17 protein-coding genes are annotated in these 17,203 nt (G+C 55.7%); 12 read left to right on the forward strand and 5 right to left on the reverse strand.

Going from position 1 to position 17,203, the window contains the following annotated elements; genetic code table 11:
* The first annotated feature begins 148 nt into the window (after nt 1–148).
* The 5 genes from H8S59_RS20265 (at nt 149) to moaE (ending at nt 4,323) form a co-directional block, all read left to right on the forward strand.
* On the forward strand, nt 149–1,285 hold the full coding sequence (locus tag H8S59_RS20265; RefSeq protein WP_187522594.1) for a polysaccharide deacetylase family protein: 1,137 nt from the start codon (nt 149–151) through the stop codon (nt 1,283–1,285).
* Nucleotides 1,286–1,617: 332 nt separating this feature from the next.
* The gene (locus tag H8S59_RS20270; RefSeq protein WP_087268972.1) at nt 1,618–3,012 is read left to right on the forward strand and encodes a PhoH family protein; all 1,395 of its coding nucleotides are present in this window, start codon (nt 1,618–1,620) and stop codon (nt 3,010–3,012) included.
* A gap of 128 nt (nt 3,013–3,140) precedes the next feature.
* Nucleotides 3,141–3,629, forward strand: a complete 489-nt coding sequence (gene moaC / locus H8S59_RS20275; protein WP_187522595.1) for a cyclic pyranopterin monophosphate synthase MoaC — start codon at nt 3,141–3,143, stop codon at nt 3,627–3,629.
* Entirely contained in the window at nt 3,626–3,871 is a 246-nt protein-coding gene (locus H8S59_RS20280; RefSeq protein WP_095102247.1) for a MoaD/ThiS family protein, read from the forward strand. The genes moaC and H8S59_RS20280 overlap by 4 nt, the downstream gene beginning before the upstream one ends.
* Before the next feature lie 2 nt (nt 3,872–3,873).
* A complete protein-coding gene (gene moaE, locus H8S59_RS20285; protein WP_095102249.1) occupies nt 3,874–4,323 on the forward strand; it encodes a molybdopterin synthase catalytic subunit MoaE in 450 nt (149 codons plus the stop codon).
* Nucleotides 4,324–4,450: 127 nt separating this feature from the next.
* On the opposite strand, the gene rhlB is transcribed toward moaE, so the two are convergent.
* Both rhlB and H8S59_RS20295 read right to left on the reverse strand, forming a co-directional pair.
* Nucleotides 4,451–5,941: an ATP-dependent RNA helicase RhlB gene (gene rhlB, locus H8S59_RS20290; RefSeq protein ID WP_187522596.1), complete on the reverse strand. Its 1,491-nt coding sequence runs from the start codon at nt 5,939–5,941 to the stop codon at nt 4,451–4,453.
* Between the two features lie 385 nt (nt 5,942–6,326).
* Nucleotides 6,327–6,983 carry an alpha/beta hydrolase gene (locus H8S59_RS20295; protein ID WP_095101378.1) on the reverse strand — a complete coding sequence of 219 codons (657 nt, stop codon included), beginning with the start codon at nt 6,981–6,983 and terminating at the stop codon, nt 6,327–6,329.
* A gap of 480 nt (nt 6,984–7,463) precedes the next feature.
* Here H8S59_RS20295 and H8S59_RS20300 point away from each other — a divergent pair, with 480 nt between their 5' ends.
* The 4 genes from H8S59_RS20300 (at nt 7,464) to H8S59_RS20315 (ending at nt 11,627) form a co-directional block, all read left to right on the forward strand.
* Entirely contained in the window at nt 7,464–8,492 is a 1,029-nt protein-coding gene (locus H8S59_RS20300; RefSeq protein ID WP_087268989.1) for an amino acid ABC transporter substrate-binding protein, read from the forward strand.
* A gap of 70 nt (nt 8,493–8,562) precedes the next feature.
* Nucleotides 8,563–9,744 carry an amino acid ABC transporter permease gene (locus H8S59_RS20305; protein ID WP_095101376.1) on the forward strand — a complete coding sequence of 394 codons (1,182 nt, stop codon included), beginning with the start codon at nt 8,563–8,565 and terminating at the stop codon, nt 9,742–9,744.
* 10 nt (nt 9,745–9,754) lie between these two features.
* Nucleotides 9,755–10,852 (forward strand): amino acid ABC transporter permease, encoded by a 1,098-nt coding sequence (locus tag H8S59_RS20310; RefSeq protein ID WP_095101374.1) that lies wholly within the window; start codon nt 9,755–9,757, stop codon nt 10,850–10,852.
* Between the two features lie 10 nt (nt 10,853–10,862).
* Nucleotides 10,863–11,627 (forward strand): amino acid ABC transporter ATP-binding protein, encoded by a 765-nt coding sequence (locus tag H8S59_RS20315; protein ID WP_027900712.1) that lies wholly within the window; start codon nt 10,863–10,865, stop codon nt 11,625–11,627.
* Between the two features lie 1,163 nt (nt 11,628–12,790).
* Here H8S59_RS20315 and H8S59_RS20320 read toward each other — a convergent pair.
* From H8S59_RS20320 to H8S59_RS20330, 3 genes are all read right to left on the reverse strand, one after another.
* Nucleotides 12,791–13,489: a DUF4225 domain-containing protein gene (locus H8S59_RS20320; RefSeq protein ID WP_187522597.1), complete on the reverse strand. Its 699-nt coding sequence runs from the start codon at nt 13,487–13,489 to the stop codon at nt 12,791–12,793.
* A complete protein-coding gene (locus H8S59_RS20325; protein WP_095101366.1) occupies nt 13,489–13,971 on the reverse strand; it encodes an Hcp family type VI secretion system effector in 483 nt (160 codons plus the stop codon). The genes H8S59_RS20320 and H8S59_RS20325 overlap by 1 nt, the downstream gene beginning before the upstream one ends.
* 254 nt (nt 13,972–14,225) lie before the next feature.
* Nucleotides 14,226–14,459: a DUF6124 family protein gene (locus H8S59_RS20330; protein WP_187522598.1), complete on the reverse strand. Its 234-nt coding sequence runs from the start codon at nt 14,457–14,459 to the stop codon at nt 14,226–14,228.
* A gap of 551 nt (nt 14,460–15,010) precedes the next feature.
* Here H8S59_RS20330 and H8S59_RS20335 point away from each other — a divergent pair.
* The 3 genes from H8S59_RS20335 to H8S59_RS20345 all read left to right on the forward strand — a co-directional run bounded on the left by H8S59_RS20335 (nt 15,011) and on the right by H8S59_RS20345 (nt 17,169).
* Complete coding sequence (locus tag H8S59_RS20335; RefSeq protein ID WP_187522599.1) at nt 15,011–16,237, forward strand: MFS transporter; 1,227 nt, start codon at nt 15,011–15,013, stop codon at nt 16,235–16,237.
* Nucleotides 16,238–16,327: 90 nt separating this feature from the next.
* Nucleotides 16,328–16,813, forward strand: coding sequence for a nuclear transport factor 2 family protein (locus H8S59_RS20340; protein WP_187522600.1), 486 nt, complete (start codon nt 16,328–16,330; stop codon nt 16,811–16,813).
* A 44-nt stretch (nt 16,814–16,857) separates the two neighbouring features.
* On the forward strand, nt 16,858–17,169 hold the full coding sequence (locus H8S59_RS20345; RefSeq protein WP_095101358.1) for a GIY-YIG nuclease family protein: 312 nt from the start codon (nt 16,858–16,860) through the stop codon (nt 17,167–17,169).
* The last annotated feature ends 34 nt before the right edge of the window (nt 17,170–17,203 follow it).

Below are 17,203 nucleotides of genomic sequence, written 5' to 3' on the forward strand. Positions count from 1 at the left end.
CGGCTAAAGCCGGTCCCACGTCGCATATCGACTTGCAGATACATCCCGAATCCCCCACAGGTTCAAGCCAGCTCCTGCCAAATCAGCCACCCAATATCAGCTATAGTGCGGCGCTTATCCGGGTTCGATGTTCAGGGAGCGAGTGGTGTTGCGTAAGTTTCTAGCAGTGTGCGCGTGTCTGTTCAGCGTTCAGGCCATGGCGGTGCCGCCTCCGGTCGCCACGATTGACCGCAGCCTCTGGCCTGAGCGGCTGGAGTCGCCGGATCTTTTCGACGTGGCATCCCGTGCGGAGATTCTCGGCTTTGCCCACGAGTTACTGGCCAGCGAAGCGCTGGACGAGGAGGGGCTCAAAAGACGTCTGGGGCTCAGGTACGTCAACGTGCCGTCACTCAATCTGCTTCGTCACCGCCTCTGGAATCGTTTGCTGGAGGGTTACCAGAGCGCGCAATTGAGTTGCCCTCAGGATGCATCGTTCTGCGTGCTGGTTGAGGACATGGACCAGCTTCGCCAGCGCGCCGCCGAATTCACCATCGCCAGTGATTCGTTCTACGCCAACTGGGCTGCGCCAAGTGCGACCTTTCATGAGCGCTATCTCAACGAACTGATGTATATGGCGGCGTTATTCCCGCAGACCAGCAGTGAAATCGCCCTTTATAACTCTGATGAGTTGAGTGGCGATCAGATGGCCGACCGTACCTTTCAGATGAATTTCGAGGGTGGCCCTACCGGCGCTGACGGGGGCACCGACTGGCTGACTGACTTCATGCGTCAGCAGAAGATGAACGCGACGTTCTTTGTATTGGGTAAAAACCTGCAGGAACGCCTCGCCGCCAGTAACGGCACCGCGTTGCAATCGCTTTATCGTCTGCAATGCGTCGGCATTCAGGGGTGGGAATATCGCTCCCACAGTCAGTGGCTGGAGTGGCAAGACTCGGTGCGTCGAAGTGAAGGCCTGACCCAACAGCTGCTACCCGACAACTTCATCCCGTTGTTCCGTCCTCCCTACGGCCATCGACGTGCCGACAGCGGGCAGTTCTTCCGTGATCAGAATCTGCGAGTGTCGCTGTGGAATATCGATGCGCAGGACAGCAATGGGCGACTGACGTCCGAGCAGATTACAGACCGGGTTGTGAACCTGATGCTGCTATGGCGGCGCGGGACCGTGGTGTTTCACGACGCCAGTGCGAGGGTGCAGTCGGCAGTGCCGCTGTTACTGGCAAACACCGCGCAGAGCGAGTTGATCTGGGACGATTGCCACAATATCCCTGACAGGCCCGCAGAATAAGGACTTGCGTTCATTTTCAGGGAGGGATGAGGCGAATTTTCCGACGGATTCGGGTAGAGCGGACTTCCGACTGTAAACGGGCTTGGGCAGGTCGCCAAGGGCTATTCGTCATACTGTGAAATAAACTTCAAAAAACTGTCAAAGTGCTTTTTTCTGTCATGTGTTTTGCGGTATTACCACTATCAGACCGCCGAAACCTGCAACACAGGTGGCGTCCTCCAAGACTCCATCTTGAGCATTTCTCTCCTGCCTTAAGGAGAGAGCCCGGCGGCCTTTTCGTGGCGCAGTGTGAGTGGTTCTGCGTCGCCTGGCTTTTACAAAGGTGAGCGAGTATGGATGATCACGGACGCACCCCTTCTTCTAACCAGCCAATCCTTTACGTGCTCGATACCAACGTACTGATTCACGATCCAAATGCACTGCTGAATTTCGAAGAACACCGCGTCGCCATCCCCATGACCGTGCTGGAAGAGCTGGACAAGCTGAAAGCCGGTAAACATTCGGTTGCTGCCGAATGCCGTCAAGCCATCCGCCTGATCGACAAGACACTGGGCGAAGCCACGCCTGAAGAAGTCGAGAAGGGCGTACCCATCGACCGTGGCACGGGAGTCTTCAAGGGCTTCCTGTCGATCATGATGAGCAAACGCGAGGAGCCCAACAGCCTTCTGCCTGAACACCTCAACGACAACATCATCATCAACCAATTGATCGACCTGCATGCGCGCGACAAGGACTTGCGTCTTGTGCTGGTCACCAAAGACATCAACATGCGTCTCAAGGCGCGTGCCTGCGGAATTGCCGCCGAGGACTACAGCACCGACCAGTTGGTCGACGACGTATCAATGCTGTCCCGTGGTTATCACAATGTAACCGGCTCCTTCTGGGACCGGGTCAGTAAAGTCGACACCCGTCAGGATCACGGCCGTACCTGGCACCGGGTGCAAATGACTGAAATGCTGCCGTCGGTACACATCAACGAGTTCATCATTGATGAGCAAGGGTTTGTCGGCTGGGTCAAAGGCGTCAAGGCCGACGAACTGATGATTCTGGACATGCATCAGGAACCGTTACTGCACCAAGAAGCCTGGGGTCTCAAACCGCGTGATATCTACCAGGGCCTGGCGCTGTTCGCCTTGCTTGATCCCGATATCCATCTGGTCAACCTGTCCGGCGCTGCCGGGTCGGGTAAAACCATTCTGGCGCTGGCCGCTGCCATCGAGCAAACCATGGTCAGCAAGCGTTATCGGCGGATTATTGCGACCCGTAGCGTGCAGGGTCTGGACCAGGAAATCGGCTTCCTGCCCGGCACCGAAGCAGAAAAAATGGAGCCTTGGCTTGGCGCCATCACCGACAACCTCGAAGCCTTGCACATGGATGACGAAAACACCCATGGCAGCGTCGATTACATCCTCAGCAAAGTGCCGTTGCAGTTCAAATCCCTCAATTACATACGAGGTCGCAGCTTCCAGCAGAGCCTGATCCTGATCGACGAGTGCCAGAACCTCACCCCGCACCAGATGAAAACCATCATCACCCGTGCCGGTGCCGGTTCAAAAGTGGTGTGCCTGGGCAACCTGGCGCAGATCGATACCCCATACCTGTCCGCCACCAGTTCCGGGCTGACCTACCTGACGGAGCGCTTCAAAGACTTCCCGAACGGCGTGCACATCTCGCTGCAAGGCGTGCCACGCTCAATCCTGGCTGAATATGCGGAGTCGCATTTGTAGCAGGCGGAGCCAAGCCGCAAGCGTCAAGCTTCAAGCCGCAAGCCCGGAGTGAGTGGGCTTGTAGCTTGAAGCTTGTAGCTTGCGGCTTTTACTCCCTACAATCCCCGCTCCTGTTCAGGAGTAAAGCTGTGCTCACTCATCTCGATTCTCAAGGTCGCGCCAATATGGTCGACGTCACTGATAAAGCCGTGACGTTCCGTGAGGCGGTGGCCGAAGCGCTGGTTCGCATGCTTCCTTCAACCCTGCAAATGATCGTCAGCGGCGGGCATCCCAAGGGGGATGTGTTTGCCGTAGCGCGTATTGCCGGGATTCAGGCGGCGAAGAAAACCAGTGATCTGATCCCTCTGTGCCACCCGCTGATGCTGACCGGCGTCAAAGTCGAACTGAGGGCCGAGGGTGAAGACGCCGTACGTATTGTCGCCCGTTGCAAGCTGGCCGGGCAGACCGGTGTGGAAATGGAGGCACTGACCGCCGCCAGCGTCGCAGCGTTGACTATCTATGACATGTGCAAAGCGGTTGATCGCGGCATGGTCATCGAAAACGTTCGCCTGTTGGAAAAGCTTGGTGGCAAGAGCGGCCACTTCATTGCCGACGAAACGGCACCGGAGGCTCCATGAGCATCAGCGTCCAGTATTTCGCCCGTTACCGGGAAGCTCTGGGGCGTGACGGTGAACAGGTCGACGGCGAGTTCGCTACAATCGATGCGCTGCGTCTGCATTTGCTTGAGCGTAATGGAGTTTGGCAGGTATTGGCTGAGCAGAACCTGATGTGCGCTCGCAATCAGGAGCTTTGCCAGCTGGACGAGCCGTTGCAGGCCGGTGACGAAGTGGCGTTCTTCCCCACCGTGACCGGAGGCTGAACATGGCGATTCGGGTTCAGGCGGAACCGTTCGATCCGGGCTTTGAGGTCAACGCGCTGCATGACGCCAATGTCGGCGTCGGTGCGGTGGTCAGTTTTGTCGGCTATGTGCGGGATTTCAACGAAGGGCGGGAAGTGTCGGGGATGTTTCTGGAACACTATCCCGGCATGACCGAAAAGGCTTTGGGCAAGATTGTGCTTGAGGCTGAACAACGCTGGCCTTTGCTCAAGATGGAAGTGCTGCACCGTGTCGGCACGCTGGAGCCGGGTGAGCCGATTGTGTTTGTCGGGGTTGCCAGCGCGCATCGTCAGGCAGCATTTGAGGCCTGTGATTTCGTCATGGACTACCTCAAGACCCGTGCGCCGTTCTGGAAAAAGGAAAACACGTCAGAAGGGCCGAAATGGGTCGAGGGGCGGGCGAGTGACAAAGCAGCGGCGGGGCGGTGGAAATAGTGCGCTGCAGATCCACACTGACGTGGGACCGGCTTCAGCCGGGAAGAGGCCAGTACAGTCAATGAAGTTTCATGGCTAGAAACACCGCCTTCCCGGCTGAAGCCGGTCCCACGTCGATTGCATCGAGTCAGATGGTTTGCGCTGGCTTGCGCACTACTGCCCGCAACAACTCGGTCGGCGGTGTTTCGCAGCTGATCTTGCGACCCAGTTTCTCTTCAATCGCAGGCAGTTGATAAGAGTCGTCTTCACCGGCGAAGCTGATCGACACGCCTGCTGCGCCCGCGCGGCCGGTACGGCCAATGCGGTGAACATAGTCATCCGGCACTTCCGGCAGCGTGAAGTTGATCACGTGGCTGATACCGTCGATATGAATCCCGCGACCAGCGACGTCAGTGGCAACCAGTACGCGAATCTTGCCTTCGCGGAAGCCTTCCAGGGTCTTGATGCGTTTGTGCTGTGGTACATCGCCTGATAGCTGCGCGGCGTTTACGCCATCGCGCACCAGACGTTCTTCGATGCGGCGTACTTCGTCCTTGCGGTTGGCAAAGACCATCACGCGTTCCCAGCCGTTGTCGTTGACCAGGTTGTAAAGCAACTTGTATTTGTCGGCACCGGCCACTGCATAGATATGCTGCTCAACGTTTTCGCTGGCAACGTTCTCGGCTTCGATTTCAACGATGGCAGGCTCGGTGGTCCATTGCTTGGCAAGGTTCATCACATCTTCGGTGAAGGTCGCGGAGAACAGCAAAGTCTGGCGTTCGCCCTTGTGTGGCGTCTGACGAATGATCGAGCGCACCTGCGGAATGAAGCCCATGTCGAGCATGCGGTCGGCTTCGTCGAGGACCATCACTTCGACCATGTCCAGGTGCACTTCGCCGCGCTGATTGAAGTCCAGCAAACGGCCCGGAGTGGCGACCAGAATGTCGCAATGACGGGCTTCAAGCTGTTTGAGCTGTTTATCGAAGTCCATGCCGCCCACGAACGTCATGACGTTCAGGTCGGTGTACTTGGTCAGGTCGGCAGCGTCCTTGGCGATCTGCACCACCAGCTCCCGGGTCGGGGCGATGATCAAGGCGCGAGGTTCGCCCATATAGCGCTCTTTGGGCGGAGGCGTCTGGGTCAGTTGCGAGATGATCGAGATCAGGAAGGCGGCCGTTTTACCGGTACCGGTCTGCGCACGGCCAATGGCGTCCTGGCCCTTGAGGGTGAACCCCAGTACCTGCGCTTGAATTGGCGTGCAATAAGGGAAACCGAGGTCTTGAATGGCGTGCATCAATTCGGGGGCGAGGGCGAAGTCGTGGAAGCGGGTTTTGCCTTCCTGAGGTTCGACCACGAAATCTTCCAGCTTCCAGGGAATGACCACCGGCTTGGGCGCACGTTCGCGGCGTGGGCGCTCGGGCCTGGGTTTGGCGACGGCAATGTCTGCCGTTTCAGCCTGTGCGCTCGGCTCTTTATCGTCTGCACGGGGTTGGGCAGGAGCTTTGGCTGCAGCGCTGCGATCCCTTGAATGGCCTTCAGTCTTGCTTTGCGGGGCAGGGGAAGGAGTAACAGGGCCAGCGGCGAGCGGCTCAGCCTCGCTTTTTCCGAACATCTTTTTAAGTGCTTTGAGCACGGTCATCTCGTCAGTTGGTTAAGGAATGTACGCCGAGCAGTGTAAAGCAAGAATCATGCGCGGCGTAGTGTCATGCCAAACGGGCTACATATGCCCGGATTTCGCAGGACCGGCTTTAGTCGGGAGAGCGGCGTTACCGGCTAAGAAGATGTATCGCCAGTACTGGGCTCTTCGCGGATAAAGTCGCTCTTATCGAACAAAATATAACCACTTAATTTGGAATGCTTTTCTGTAGGAGCTCACGAGCACCGCGAGGCAGCGATGGCGGTTTATCTGACACGCCGCTATCGCTGGCCTCGTAACCTCGGTGAGCTCCTACAGATCCAATGTTTGCCGCGAGAAACCGGGATGGTCCTACGCATATCCACCTTTGCGGTCCAAAGGCAGCCAATCAGCCAAGCTTGTTTGCCAGCCACGCGCCGATGTCAGAAATCTCCTCCGGTAACACTTGGTGTTCCATTGGGTATTCCTGCCATGTCACGGTTACGCCTTGAGCCTTTAAACACTCATAAGCTGCGAGCCCCATGGATTTCTGTACGACATTGTCGAAGGTGCCATGCAAACAACACACCGGGATGCGTCGCTGACTGTCTGAAAGCTGTAGCTGATCACCGAATGTCGGCGCGTAAGTGGACAGGGCAAGTACCCCTCCCAATGGACCCTGCCAGCGTTTGAAGGCGGTATGCAGCACCACCGCGCCACCTTGGGAAAACCCTGCAAGGAAGATCCGTGCCGGGTCGATTCCGCTGTTGCGCTGGCCTTCTATAAGGTCCAGAACGGTCTGCGCAGAAACCTCCAATTGGTCGTGATCAATAGCGCGAGCGGGGCTCATGGCCCTGATGTCGTACCAGCTCGGCATCTCATAGCCGCCGTTGATCGTCACGGCCTGGGTCGGTGCCTGAGGCAGGATGAAGCGGGTTGTGAGCAGCGATTCCTGAAGCGCTTCAGCCACCGGCATGAAATCATAGCGATCTGCGCCAAGGCCATGCAGCCAGATCACGCATGCGTCAGGAGTGTTTACAGGTTCGAGAATCAGCGGGTTGGTCATGAGTGCTCTATCCGGGTGCGCTCGCTCTTTTGCAGTGCGTTAATGCGGTGCGCGTGTTGTTAAAAATGAAAGAAGATGTCGCAAGGTTACAAGTTTTTCTCTTGACCTGTCGCTAATTCGACATCGCCACCATGCTGGTACGGCGTTTGCTATAAAAAACCGGGGAGTGAAGCGCTTACCTTGATCGGTAACACTATTGTGCTATTACCGATACTCAACAGGGGCAAGCACTGAGTCCATGCATCAGGATTTGCGGCACGGTTCATCCTGTACCGGATTGGTTCAGGAACATCATGGGGCTTGAATCCTGTAGGCCGTCTAAGATCATGAATGCGAGCGATGAGATGACCTCACGCCCGGCTTATGAACTGGCCTAAAGTCGGATGACCCAAAAATAAGCCAGCACGGGTTGTCAATGCCTCACAAGGGTGCGACGGGATTGAAGCGCCTAAACAACAAAGAGCAAAACTGGAGGTTTGAATGAAGATGTTGAAATCCACCCTGGCCGTAGTAGCCGCTGCAGCAGCCCTCGGCGTGAGCAGTTTCGCTCAAGCGGGCGCAACACTGGACGCCATTCAGAAGAAAGGCTTCGTACAGTGCGGTGTGAGCGACGGTTTGCCAGGTTTCTCCGTTCCTGATGCTACCGGCAAGATCACCGGTATCGACGCCGACGTCTGCCGCGCTGTTGCTGCTGCCGTTTTCGGTGACGCCACCAAAGTAAAATTCAGCCAGCTGAACGCCAAAGAGCGTTTCACCGCGCTGCAATCGGGCGAGATCGACATCCTGTCGCGTAACACCACCTGGACCAGCTCCCGCGATTCGGGCATGGGTCTGGTATTCGCTGGTGTGACTTACTACGACGGTATCGGCTTCCTGGTAAACAACAAGCTGGGCGTCAAAAGCGCCAAGGAACTGGATGGCGCAACCATCTGTATCCAGGCTGGTACTACCACCGAACTTAACGTTTCCGACTACTTCCGTTCGAACGGTCTGAAATACACCCCGATCACTTTCGACACCTCCGACGAAAGCGCCAAGTCTCTGGAAGGCGGCCGTTGCGACGTGCTGACCTCCGACCAGTCGCAGCTGTACGCACAGCGCAGCAAACTGGCCAGCCCGGCTGACTACGTGGTTCTGCCAGAAGTCATCTCTAAAGAGCCTCTGGGCCCAGTCGTACGTAAAGGCGACGAAGAGTGGTTTTCCATTGTGAAATGGACCCTGTTCGCAATGCTGAACGCCGAAGAAGCCAAGATCACTTCGAAAAACGTTGAAGCTGAAGCCAAAGCGACCAAGAACCCTGACGTTGCCCGTATGTTGGGTGCTGACGGTGAATACGGCAAAGACCTGAAACTGCCGAAAGACTGGGTAGTGCAGATCGTCAAACAAGTCGGTAACTACGGCGAAGTGTTTGAACGCAACCTGGGCGAATCGACCCCGCTGAAAATCAAGCGCGGCCAGAACGCTCTGTGGAATGCCGGCGGCATCCAGTACGCTCCACCAATTCGTTGATTGACCCGACGCCCGACAGCTTTTACAGGCTGTCGGGCGTCGTTTTGTTTCATTTTTCCTGGGGCACTTCATGGAAAAGCAAATCGTCGCACCCAAGCAAAAGCTCTCTTTGAGCGACCCAAAAGTGCGCGCGTGGTTATTTCAGATCATCACCGTACTGGCGGTGGTCTCGTTGGGCTGGTTCATGTTCGACAACACCCAGACCAACCTCCAGCACCGTGGTATTACCTCGGGTTTCGGATTTCTTGAACGCAGTGCCGGGTTTGGCATTGCGCAGCATTTGATCGATTACACGGAAGCGGACAGCTATGCCCGCGTGTTTGTCATCGGCTTGCTTAACACGCTGCTGGTGTCGGTCATCGGTATTTTTCTGGCCACGATCCTGGGCTTCATCATCGGCGTCGCACGCTTGTCACCCAACTGGATGATCAGCAAGCTGGCGACGGTCTACGTCGAAGTCTTCCGTAACATCCCGCCGCTGTTGCAGATCCTGTTCTGGTACACCGCTGTCTTCCTGACCCTGCCGGGTCCAAGGCAGGCGCACGGTTACTTCGACATGTTCTTCATCAGCAGCCGTGGTCTGAACATGCCGAGCGCTATTGCCGCTGAAGGTGCCTGGCCGTTCGTGACCAGCATCATCGTGGCCATCGTCGCTATCGTGGCAATGACCCGTTGGGCCAACAAGCGCTTTGAAGCCACTGGCGAGCCGTTCCACAAGTTCTGGGCCGGTCTGGCGCTGTTTCTGGCGATCCCGGCCTTGAGCATGTTGATTTTTGGCGCACCCGTGCATTGGGAAGTGCCAGAGCTCAAAGGCTTCAACTTTGTTGGCGGCTGGGTACTGATCCCGGAACTGATCTCGCTGACTCTGGCACTGACGGTCTACACCGCAGCGTTCATCGCAGAAATCGTGCGTTCGGGTATCAAGTCGGTCAGCCACGGTCAGACGGAAGCAGCGCGCTCCCTGGGTCTTCGTCCTGGACCTACGCTGCGTAAGGTCATCATCCCGCAGGCACTGCGCGTGATCATCCCGCCGTTGACCAGCCAATACCTGAACCTGGCGAAGAACTCCTCGCTGGCAGCCGCTATTGGTTACCCGGAAATGGTTTCTCTGTTTGCCGGTACGGTGCTCAACCAGACCGGTCAGGCCATTGAAGTTATTGCCATCACCATGAGCGTGTACCTGGCGATCAGTATCAGCATTTCCCTGCTGATGAACTGGTACAACAAGCGCATTGCGCTGATTGAGCGGTGAGGAAACGCGCATGACTACTCATACTTTCAAACCTGACATGCCACCACCGGGCAAAGTATTCGGCCCGGTAGCGTGGATGCGGCAGAACCTGTTCTCCAGCTGGATCAACACGCTGCTGACCTTGTTCTCGCTGTACCTGATCTACCTCGTCGTGCCACCGATCCTGAGCTGGGCATTGCTGGACGCCAACTGGATCGGTACGACACGGGCCGACTGCACCAAGGAAGGCGCCTGCTGGGTGTTTATCCAACAGCGCTTCGGTCAGTTCATGTACGGCTACTTCCCGACCGAACTGCGCTGGAGGGTGGACCTGACCGCCATTCTGGCGATCGTCGGTGCGGCCCCGCTGTTTATCTCGAAGTTTCCGCGTAAAGCGATTTACGCCATTGGCTTCCTGATCATTTACCCGATTGTTGCTTTTTACCTGCTGAGCGGCGACGCGTTCGGTCTGACCCACGTGGCCACCAGCCAGTGGGGCGGCCTGATGTTGACGCTGGTGATCGCCACTGTCGGTATCGCCGGTGCATTGCCTCTGGGTATTTTGCTGGCGCTGGGTCGTCGTTCCAACATGCCTGCCGTGCGCGTGGTGTGTGTGACGTTCATCGAGTTCTGGCGCGGCGTGCCGTTGATCACCGTGCTGTTCATGTCGTCGGTGATGTTGCCGCTGTTCATGCCGGAAGGGATGAACTTCGACAAACTGCTGCGGGCCTTGATCGGCGTGATCCTGTTCCAGTCGGCGTACATCGCTGAAGTGGTTCGGGGCGGTATGCAGGCAATCCCTAAAGGTCAGTACGAAGCTGCCGCGGCCATGGGCCTCGGTTACTGGCGCAGCATGGGCCTGGTGATTCTGCCGCAGGCGTTGAAGATGGTTATTCCCGGCATCGTCAACACCTTCATTGCCCTGTTCAAAGACACCAGTCTGGTGATTATTATCGGCCTGTTCGACCTGCTCAACAGCGTCAAGCAAGCCACCGCCGACCCGTCGTGGTTGGGTATGGCCACCGAGGGCTACGTCTTCGCGGCCCTGGTGTTCTGGATCTTCTGTTTCGGTATGTCCCGCTATTCCATGCACTTGGAACGTAAGCTGGACACAGGCCACAAGCGTTAGGAGTTTTGACATGAGTGAAGTTATCACCAAGCCTCTGGGCGCCGAAGGCATGATCCGGATGGAAGGCGTCCATAAATGGTACGGCCAGTTCCACGTGCTCAAGGACATCAATCTGAACGTGCGTCAGGGCGAGCGTATCGTGTTGTGCGGCCCGTCGGGCTCGGGCAAATCCACGACCATTCGTTGTCTGAATCGCCTGGAAGAGCACCAGCAAGGCAAGATCATCGTCGATGGCACCGAACTGACCTCGGACCTGAAGCAGATCGAAACCATCCGCCGCGAAGTCGGCATGGTGTTCCAGCACTTCAACCTGTTCCCGCATCTGACCATTCTGCAGAACTGCACACTGGCCCCGATGTGGGTGCGCAAGATGCCGAAGAAAAAGGCTGAAGAAATCGCCATGCACTACCTGGAGCGCGTACGCATTCCAGAGCAGGCGCATAAATTCCCGGGCCAGCTATCCGGCGGTCAGCAACAGCGTGTGGCCATTGCCCGTGCGTTGTGCATGAAGCCGAAAATCATGCTGTTCGACGAGCCGACCTCGGCACTCGACCCGGAAATGGTGAAAGAGGTTCTGGACACCATGGTCGGCCTGGCAGAAGAAGGCATGACCATGCTTTGCGTAACCCACGAAATGGGCTTCGCCCGCACCGTGGCCAACCGCGTGATCTTCATGGACAAAGGCGAAATCGTCGAACAGGCTGCGCCGAACGACTTCTTCGACAATCCACAAAGTGACCGTACGCGTCTGTTCCTGAGCCAGATCCTGCATTGATTGGTTGAGTGATGGACTGAAAAACCCGGACGTTGTGTTCGGGTTTTTTTATGGGTGTCAGGGAAGGCTGGAATTGGCATTCAACAGGTAGGAGCGAACTTGTTCGCGAGGCGGTGTATCTGTCCACACCGACCCCAGAGTTTTTTACTGATTTCTTCAGCCGTCTTATAGGTCTGTTGCTTGTTTTAGACATAGAGTGTCGGCAGATAAGATAAGTGGCAGCCAAAGACGAAAAGTAGATTAAATGTCAGGCTGATCATGATTTTTTATCCTTCGCTCGTATGGAAGTACTTTGATAAGTGCGGCGGAAAAGTTATTTTAGTTTTTTCATTTCTGATTTTCTCTTTATTCCATGATGAACAACTGTCCCGAAAAGCCACATAGCCAAGAAAAATATATAGATTATCGCTTTTGCGAGATTTCGCCATGGTGACGTTTGGACGTCGAAATCGGTAAACCTATCAAGTAAAACTATTGTCATGGCGGCGCAGTAGATAGTAATAACCAGCAAAATCAAATTTGGGCGTAAGCCTCGTAATATGTTTCGGAGTTTTTTTCCAGCTGGGTTTAATACGCGATGGCGTTCTTTTGAAAAGTTAGGGTTGTAACGCTTAGCTCTATGGTGTTTGTACGTGATGTAGGTTCCAGTTGCTACTAAAGTCAAATATAAGGTCGCTACCAAGAATGTATGTGTAGGCATATCTACCGATTCGGTAGGAATTACTTGGATTAGGAGGGCGACAATCATTACAGTGTAGAAAACGGAAGTCGCGAGTATGATTGTCGTCCATTTTGCGAAAAAAAGGCCTCGATTTATAGTAATGTCAAGTAAAGTCATGAAACTGTTGCTGAGTGCTAATGAGAGAGTTGTGTCGTGGAAAGCTTTGGCTTCGAGCATGCCAATATAACGGCAGTGAAAAAAAGAAAAGACGAGGCCTAAAAAAACTATCCAGGAGTTTTCGAAAGTGCCCAGTAATGGGAATTTTCCTCCCATGAAAAAATTGACCTGTACCAGTGCTAACGCAGTGTTGTAAATAAATCCCAACTTGAATAGAAGTCCGCGGTCACGAGCTTTTGATATGTATCCTGATAGCAGGAGTGAGGGCAGGAAGCACGTTATGCTTAGGCATAAATAGCTTAGGTGTTGAAGTGTTGAACTCATTTTATTTTTGCCACTCGTCTAGCATGCCTTTCGTCGTAATTGTGCCGGCCGCAGCATCAATTCCCAGTACTGTCTTAGAGGATTCCTTGTATGCCCTGACGTAGTCACTATCGATATGTCGAAATAAACGCCACGCGTCCTTTTTTAAGGTAAGTCTGTATGCGCCGAACACAGATAATCCGACGTCGACAGCTCCATAAGCAATATTTCCTGCGGTCTTGCTTCCGCTAAAATATTCAGAGATCGCTTGATAAGGGACTCGACCCCAGCCCTCTGTGTCAGATCTTCCTTCAAGTAAATTATTGCCATTTTCATACAGGTTATTCAAGCCGTGTCCGATGACTATAGCGGCGGGTGCGCACATCCACCCAATTGAGCCGACACATATCCCTACACCTCCTGTGACTTGAAGTCCGCCAGCGATTAGCCCAATACTTTGGGTAGCAATTCGTACTGACTGATCCTTCAAACTCTCCTGCTCACCCTCCAGCGCCTCGACCCCCTCCGCAACACTCTTCCTCCCACCCTCAACATCCCGAACAATCCCCTGAGCGTAATACGCCACCTCCCTATTAAATTGCAGCCGCAACATACCGTCCTGAATATGCTGCATGCTCAACGTGCAAGCGTGATTCGTCAGCGCAACAGCCGCTTGTTTAAGCTGCTTGTTCTCGGAAGTGTTCGATTTGGGCTCTGCCATCAGGACTCGCCCCAATAGCTATAACCACTGGTCCCTGCGGCGTGGTGGGTCCAGCTGATGTCGCCGTAGCGTATGGCAAGTTGTTCGACGGGTTCGGCGTCATTATCGAGGGTGACGTGAGGCGTCTGGACAAGCAGATTTTCAATGACCGCTTCCTTGATCTCGACGCTGTAGAACTTCTCTTGGCTGCCATTGGGCGTGGTGCGGTAGAAATCGATCTTGCAGGTGATGGATTCCCGCTGCGCCAAGGCTTGGGCCAACAAGGGCGAGGACTTGTCGATATTCTTGGTGATGACGACGGGCATGTGCGTGGCGCGGTCGATGTTGGCGACGTTGGCCATCTGGTGCGTGTAGGACAGCACCATGATTTCGTTCAGGTGTGCTTCCTGGCATTTATTACCCATGGACTCCGGGGTCGAACAGCCTGCGGAGATATCGCCTTGTTCTTTGCCCTTGATAGTCATGTAGATGGGATGAGCCATGGAGTGATCGCCTGAAATAAATGGGCGATCAGTTTATGGACGCGCGATTCAGGGTTATGTAGGGCGTTTCTGTGATTGTTGAAGGGCTTTGCGCGTAGGCGTCGCCCTGGTGTTCCTGACACCACGCTGTCGCGAAGCAGCATGAACCTTGTAGGAGTGAGCTTGCTCGCGATTCGATTTTTGTTTCGATAAATTGTTGCCTGACCTTACGCAATCGCGAGCAAGCTCACTCCTACAGTAAAAAGTATTCCAAATCAGGCAGTTATATTTTGTTTGATAGGAGTTGCCGAAGGTTTCTCGGTGCTGAGCAGGTATTTCTCAACCGCCCCGCGCGCCATATCAATCAAGTGCACCACCGAAAACGCCAGGTCACGTTTGCTGCCGCTCAGGTGGTCGGCGGATTCATAGGCACTGGCGGATGCGCAACGTAGCAGGTCGGCGGCGTGGGCCATGGATTGGGTGGCTGAATCGGTGTTGGTGTTGAGCATGTACAACTCCTATTGGATACGGAGCCAGCACACCTCGCTACTAAACGAAGGGTGGCGGCTGTGCAGCAGGTTAGTAGACCGGACAATAGGAAAACCGGCGCACCCGAAGGTGCCCTGCGCACAGCCACCTTAAAGGTGAACACCTATGCGCCTATTGGTCCGGGCTACTAAACCCGATCGCTGATGTGCAGCGACGGAGGCAGCCTAGTGAGCCGGATTTACAGGCGCAAGTGAGGGACAAGTTTCTCGGAAAGGTCTGGCAGGGGGAAGGGATCAGGTCTGGCAAATATGTTGCGGCAAGGCATGTAAAGCAGAATCAGGGCTGCGCAGATGTTCGATCAAGCCGTAGACCTGTTGGAGCGAGGCTTGCCCGCGAAGAGCGAAGACCCGGTATCCCTGAATGACCTCATTGACAGGTTCGCGGGCAAGCCTCGCTCCAACAGGTTTGATCTGTATTCAATCCGCGCGAAACTTGTATTCGTTGCTGTTCTCCAACACGATGCACCTTTTTGGCGCTCTGCGCCGCTCCACCACCTGCCCCCGAGAAAACAATGACGACCAAGGCGCCATCGGCGAGCACGACCCCGCACAACCCTTCCTCTGTAATCAATCGGCCGTGGCTGTTGCTGTTCGGTCTGGTGCTGGTGGCGCTTAACCTGCGTCCGGCGCTGGCAAGTATGGCGCCGCTGCTCAGTAGTGTTTCCAGTAGCCTTGGGCTTTCATCTGCTTCGGCAGGGCTGCTGACCACTCTGCCGGTGTTGTGCCTTGGGTTGTTCGCGCCGTTGGCGCCTCGACTGGCACGACGTTTTGGCAGCGAGCAAGTGGTGCTGGCGATTTTACTCACCCTGGCCGCCGGTATCGTGTTGCGTAGCCTGTTCGGTGAGGTTGGGCTGTTTGCGGGGAGTGTTCTGGCTGGCGCGAGTATCGGAGTGATTGGCGTGCTGCTGCCGGGGATCGTTAAACGCGACTTCCCCAGGCAGGCCGGTACGATGACCGGCGTGTACACCATGGCTTTGTGTCTGGGCGCAGCCTTGGCGGCAGGTTCAACGGTGCCGCTGACTCAGTATTTCGACGATAACTGGGCCGTCGGCCTGGGCTTCTGGATGATTCCAGCATTATTGGCGGCATTGATCTGGTGGCCCCAGGCTCGGCAAAAGCACGACGTGAACCAAGTGACCTACCGCGTGCGCGGCCTGCTGCGCGATCGCCTGGCCTGGCAAGTTACTCTTTATATGGGCCTGCAATCTTCGCTGGCCTATATCGTTTTTGGCTGGTTGCCTTCGGTGCTGATCGGCCGGGGCATGAGCCCGACGGATGCCGGATTGATGATGTCCGGGTCGATCATGGTCCAGTTGATCAGCGCATTGACCGCCCCTTGGCTGGCGACTCGCGGGAAGGATCAGCGCCTGGGCGTGGTGTTGGTCATGTCCATGACGCTAGCCGGGCTGTTTGGCTGTTTATATGCGCCAATCGACAGCCTGTGGGGCTGGGCTATTTTGCTGGGCTTGGGGCAGGGTGGTGCTTTCAGTATCGCGCTGACGCTGATCGTGTTGCGGTCTCGTGATTCCCATGTTGCGTCGAACCTGTCGGGTATGGCCCAAGGCATCGGGTACACCATCGCCTCCATCGGTCCTTTTGCTGTGGGGATTGTGCATGACGTCACCGGTGGTTGGGATTCGATTGGCTGGATCTTCGCAGTGCTGGGCCTGTCGGCCATCGTCGCGGGTCTTGGTGCCGGGCGAGCGCTTTATGTGCAGGTCAGTAGCGAAAAAGTCTGAGTCGAGCCATTTGTCTCGCTTATGCCCATGGCAAAACCCGCGATTGCCGCTTATCGTGCAGGCACCTTTTGCTCCAATGGACCTGCATGCATGAGCGACGAAGACAAACGCCTGATCAATAACGCGCTGATTAACCGCTTCTACGAGGCCTTCAACCGCCTTGACGCAGAAGCCATGGCTGCGTGTTATACCGATGACGTGCTGTTCAGTGATCCGGTATTTGGTGAGCTACGTGGTCAGCAAGCCTGTGACATGTGGCGCATGCTCACTTCGCGAGCCAAAGACTTCTCCCTGACTTTTGATAGCGTCCGCGCTGACGAACGCAGCGGCGCAGCGCATTGGGTGGCGACGTACCTGTTCAGCCAGACCGGCAACACCGTGGTCAACGATATACAGGCGCGCTTCGTGTTTCGCGACGGCAAGATCGCCGAGCATCACGATCAATTCGACCTGTGGCGCTGGTCCCGACAGGCACTGGGAGCCAAAGGCTTGTTGCTGGGCTGGACGCCGTTTGTCCAGAACGCCATCCGCGCCCAGGCACAGAAGGGCCTCAAGGCGTTTCAGGCCGGGCGTTGAGCCTCTGGTAGAATCTCGTCTTTCGCACCCTTTGATCTGTTGTGATGCCTGAAGCCTTGTCCTCATCCGTCAACGAGACACCCGAACCAGCAGTCAGCAAACCCTGGTTCGTGTACTTGGTGCGCGCTGAAAACGGCTCGTTGTACTGCGGCATCAGCGACGATCCGCAACGCCGTTTCGCCGCCCACCAAAGTGGCAAAGGCGCGCGCTACTTCTATTCCAGCCCGGCGGTGGCGCTGGTGTATATCGAGCAGTGCGTCAGTAAGGGCGAAGCGCTACGGCAGGAGCGCTTGATCAAGAAGTTGAGGAAGAGTGCGAAGGAGTGTCTGGCCGCGGGGTATTGCCCTGCGCCTTGACCATAATTCTCCGGACTTACGTAATCTGTAGGAG

Source organism: Pseudomonas folii (assembly GCF_014357575.1).
Taxonomy (GTDB): Bacteria; Pseudomonadota; Gammaproteobacteria; order Pseudomonadales; family Pseudomonadaceae; genus Aquipseudomonas; species Aquipseudomonas folii.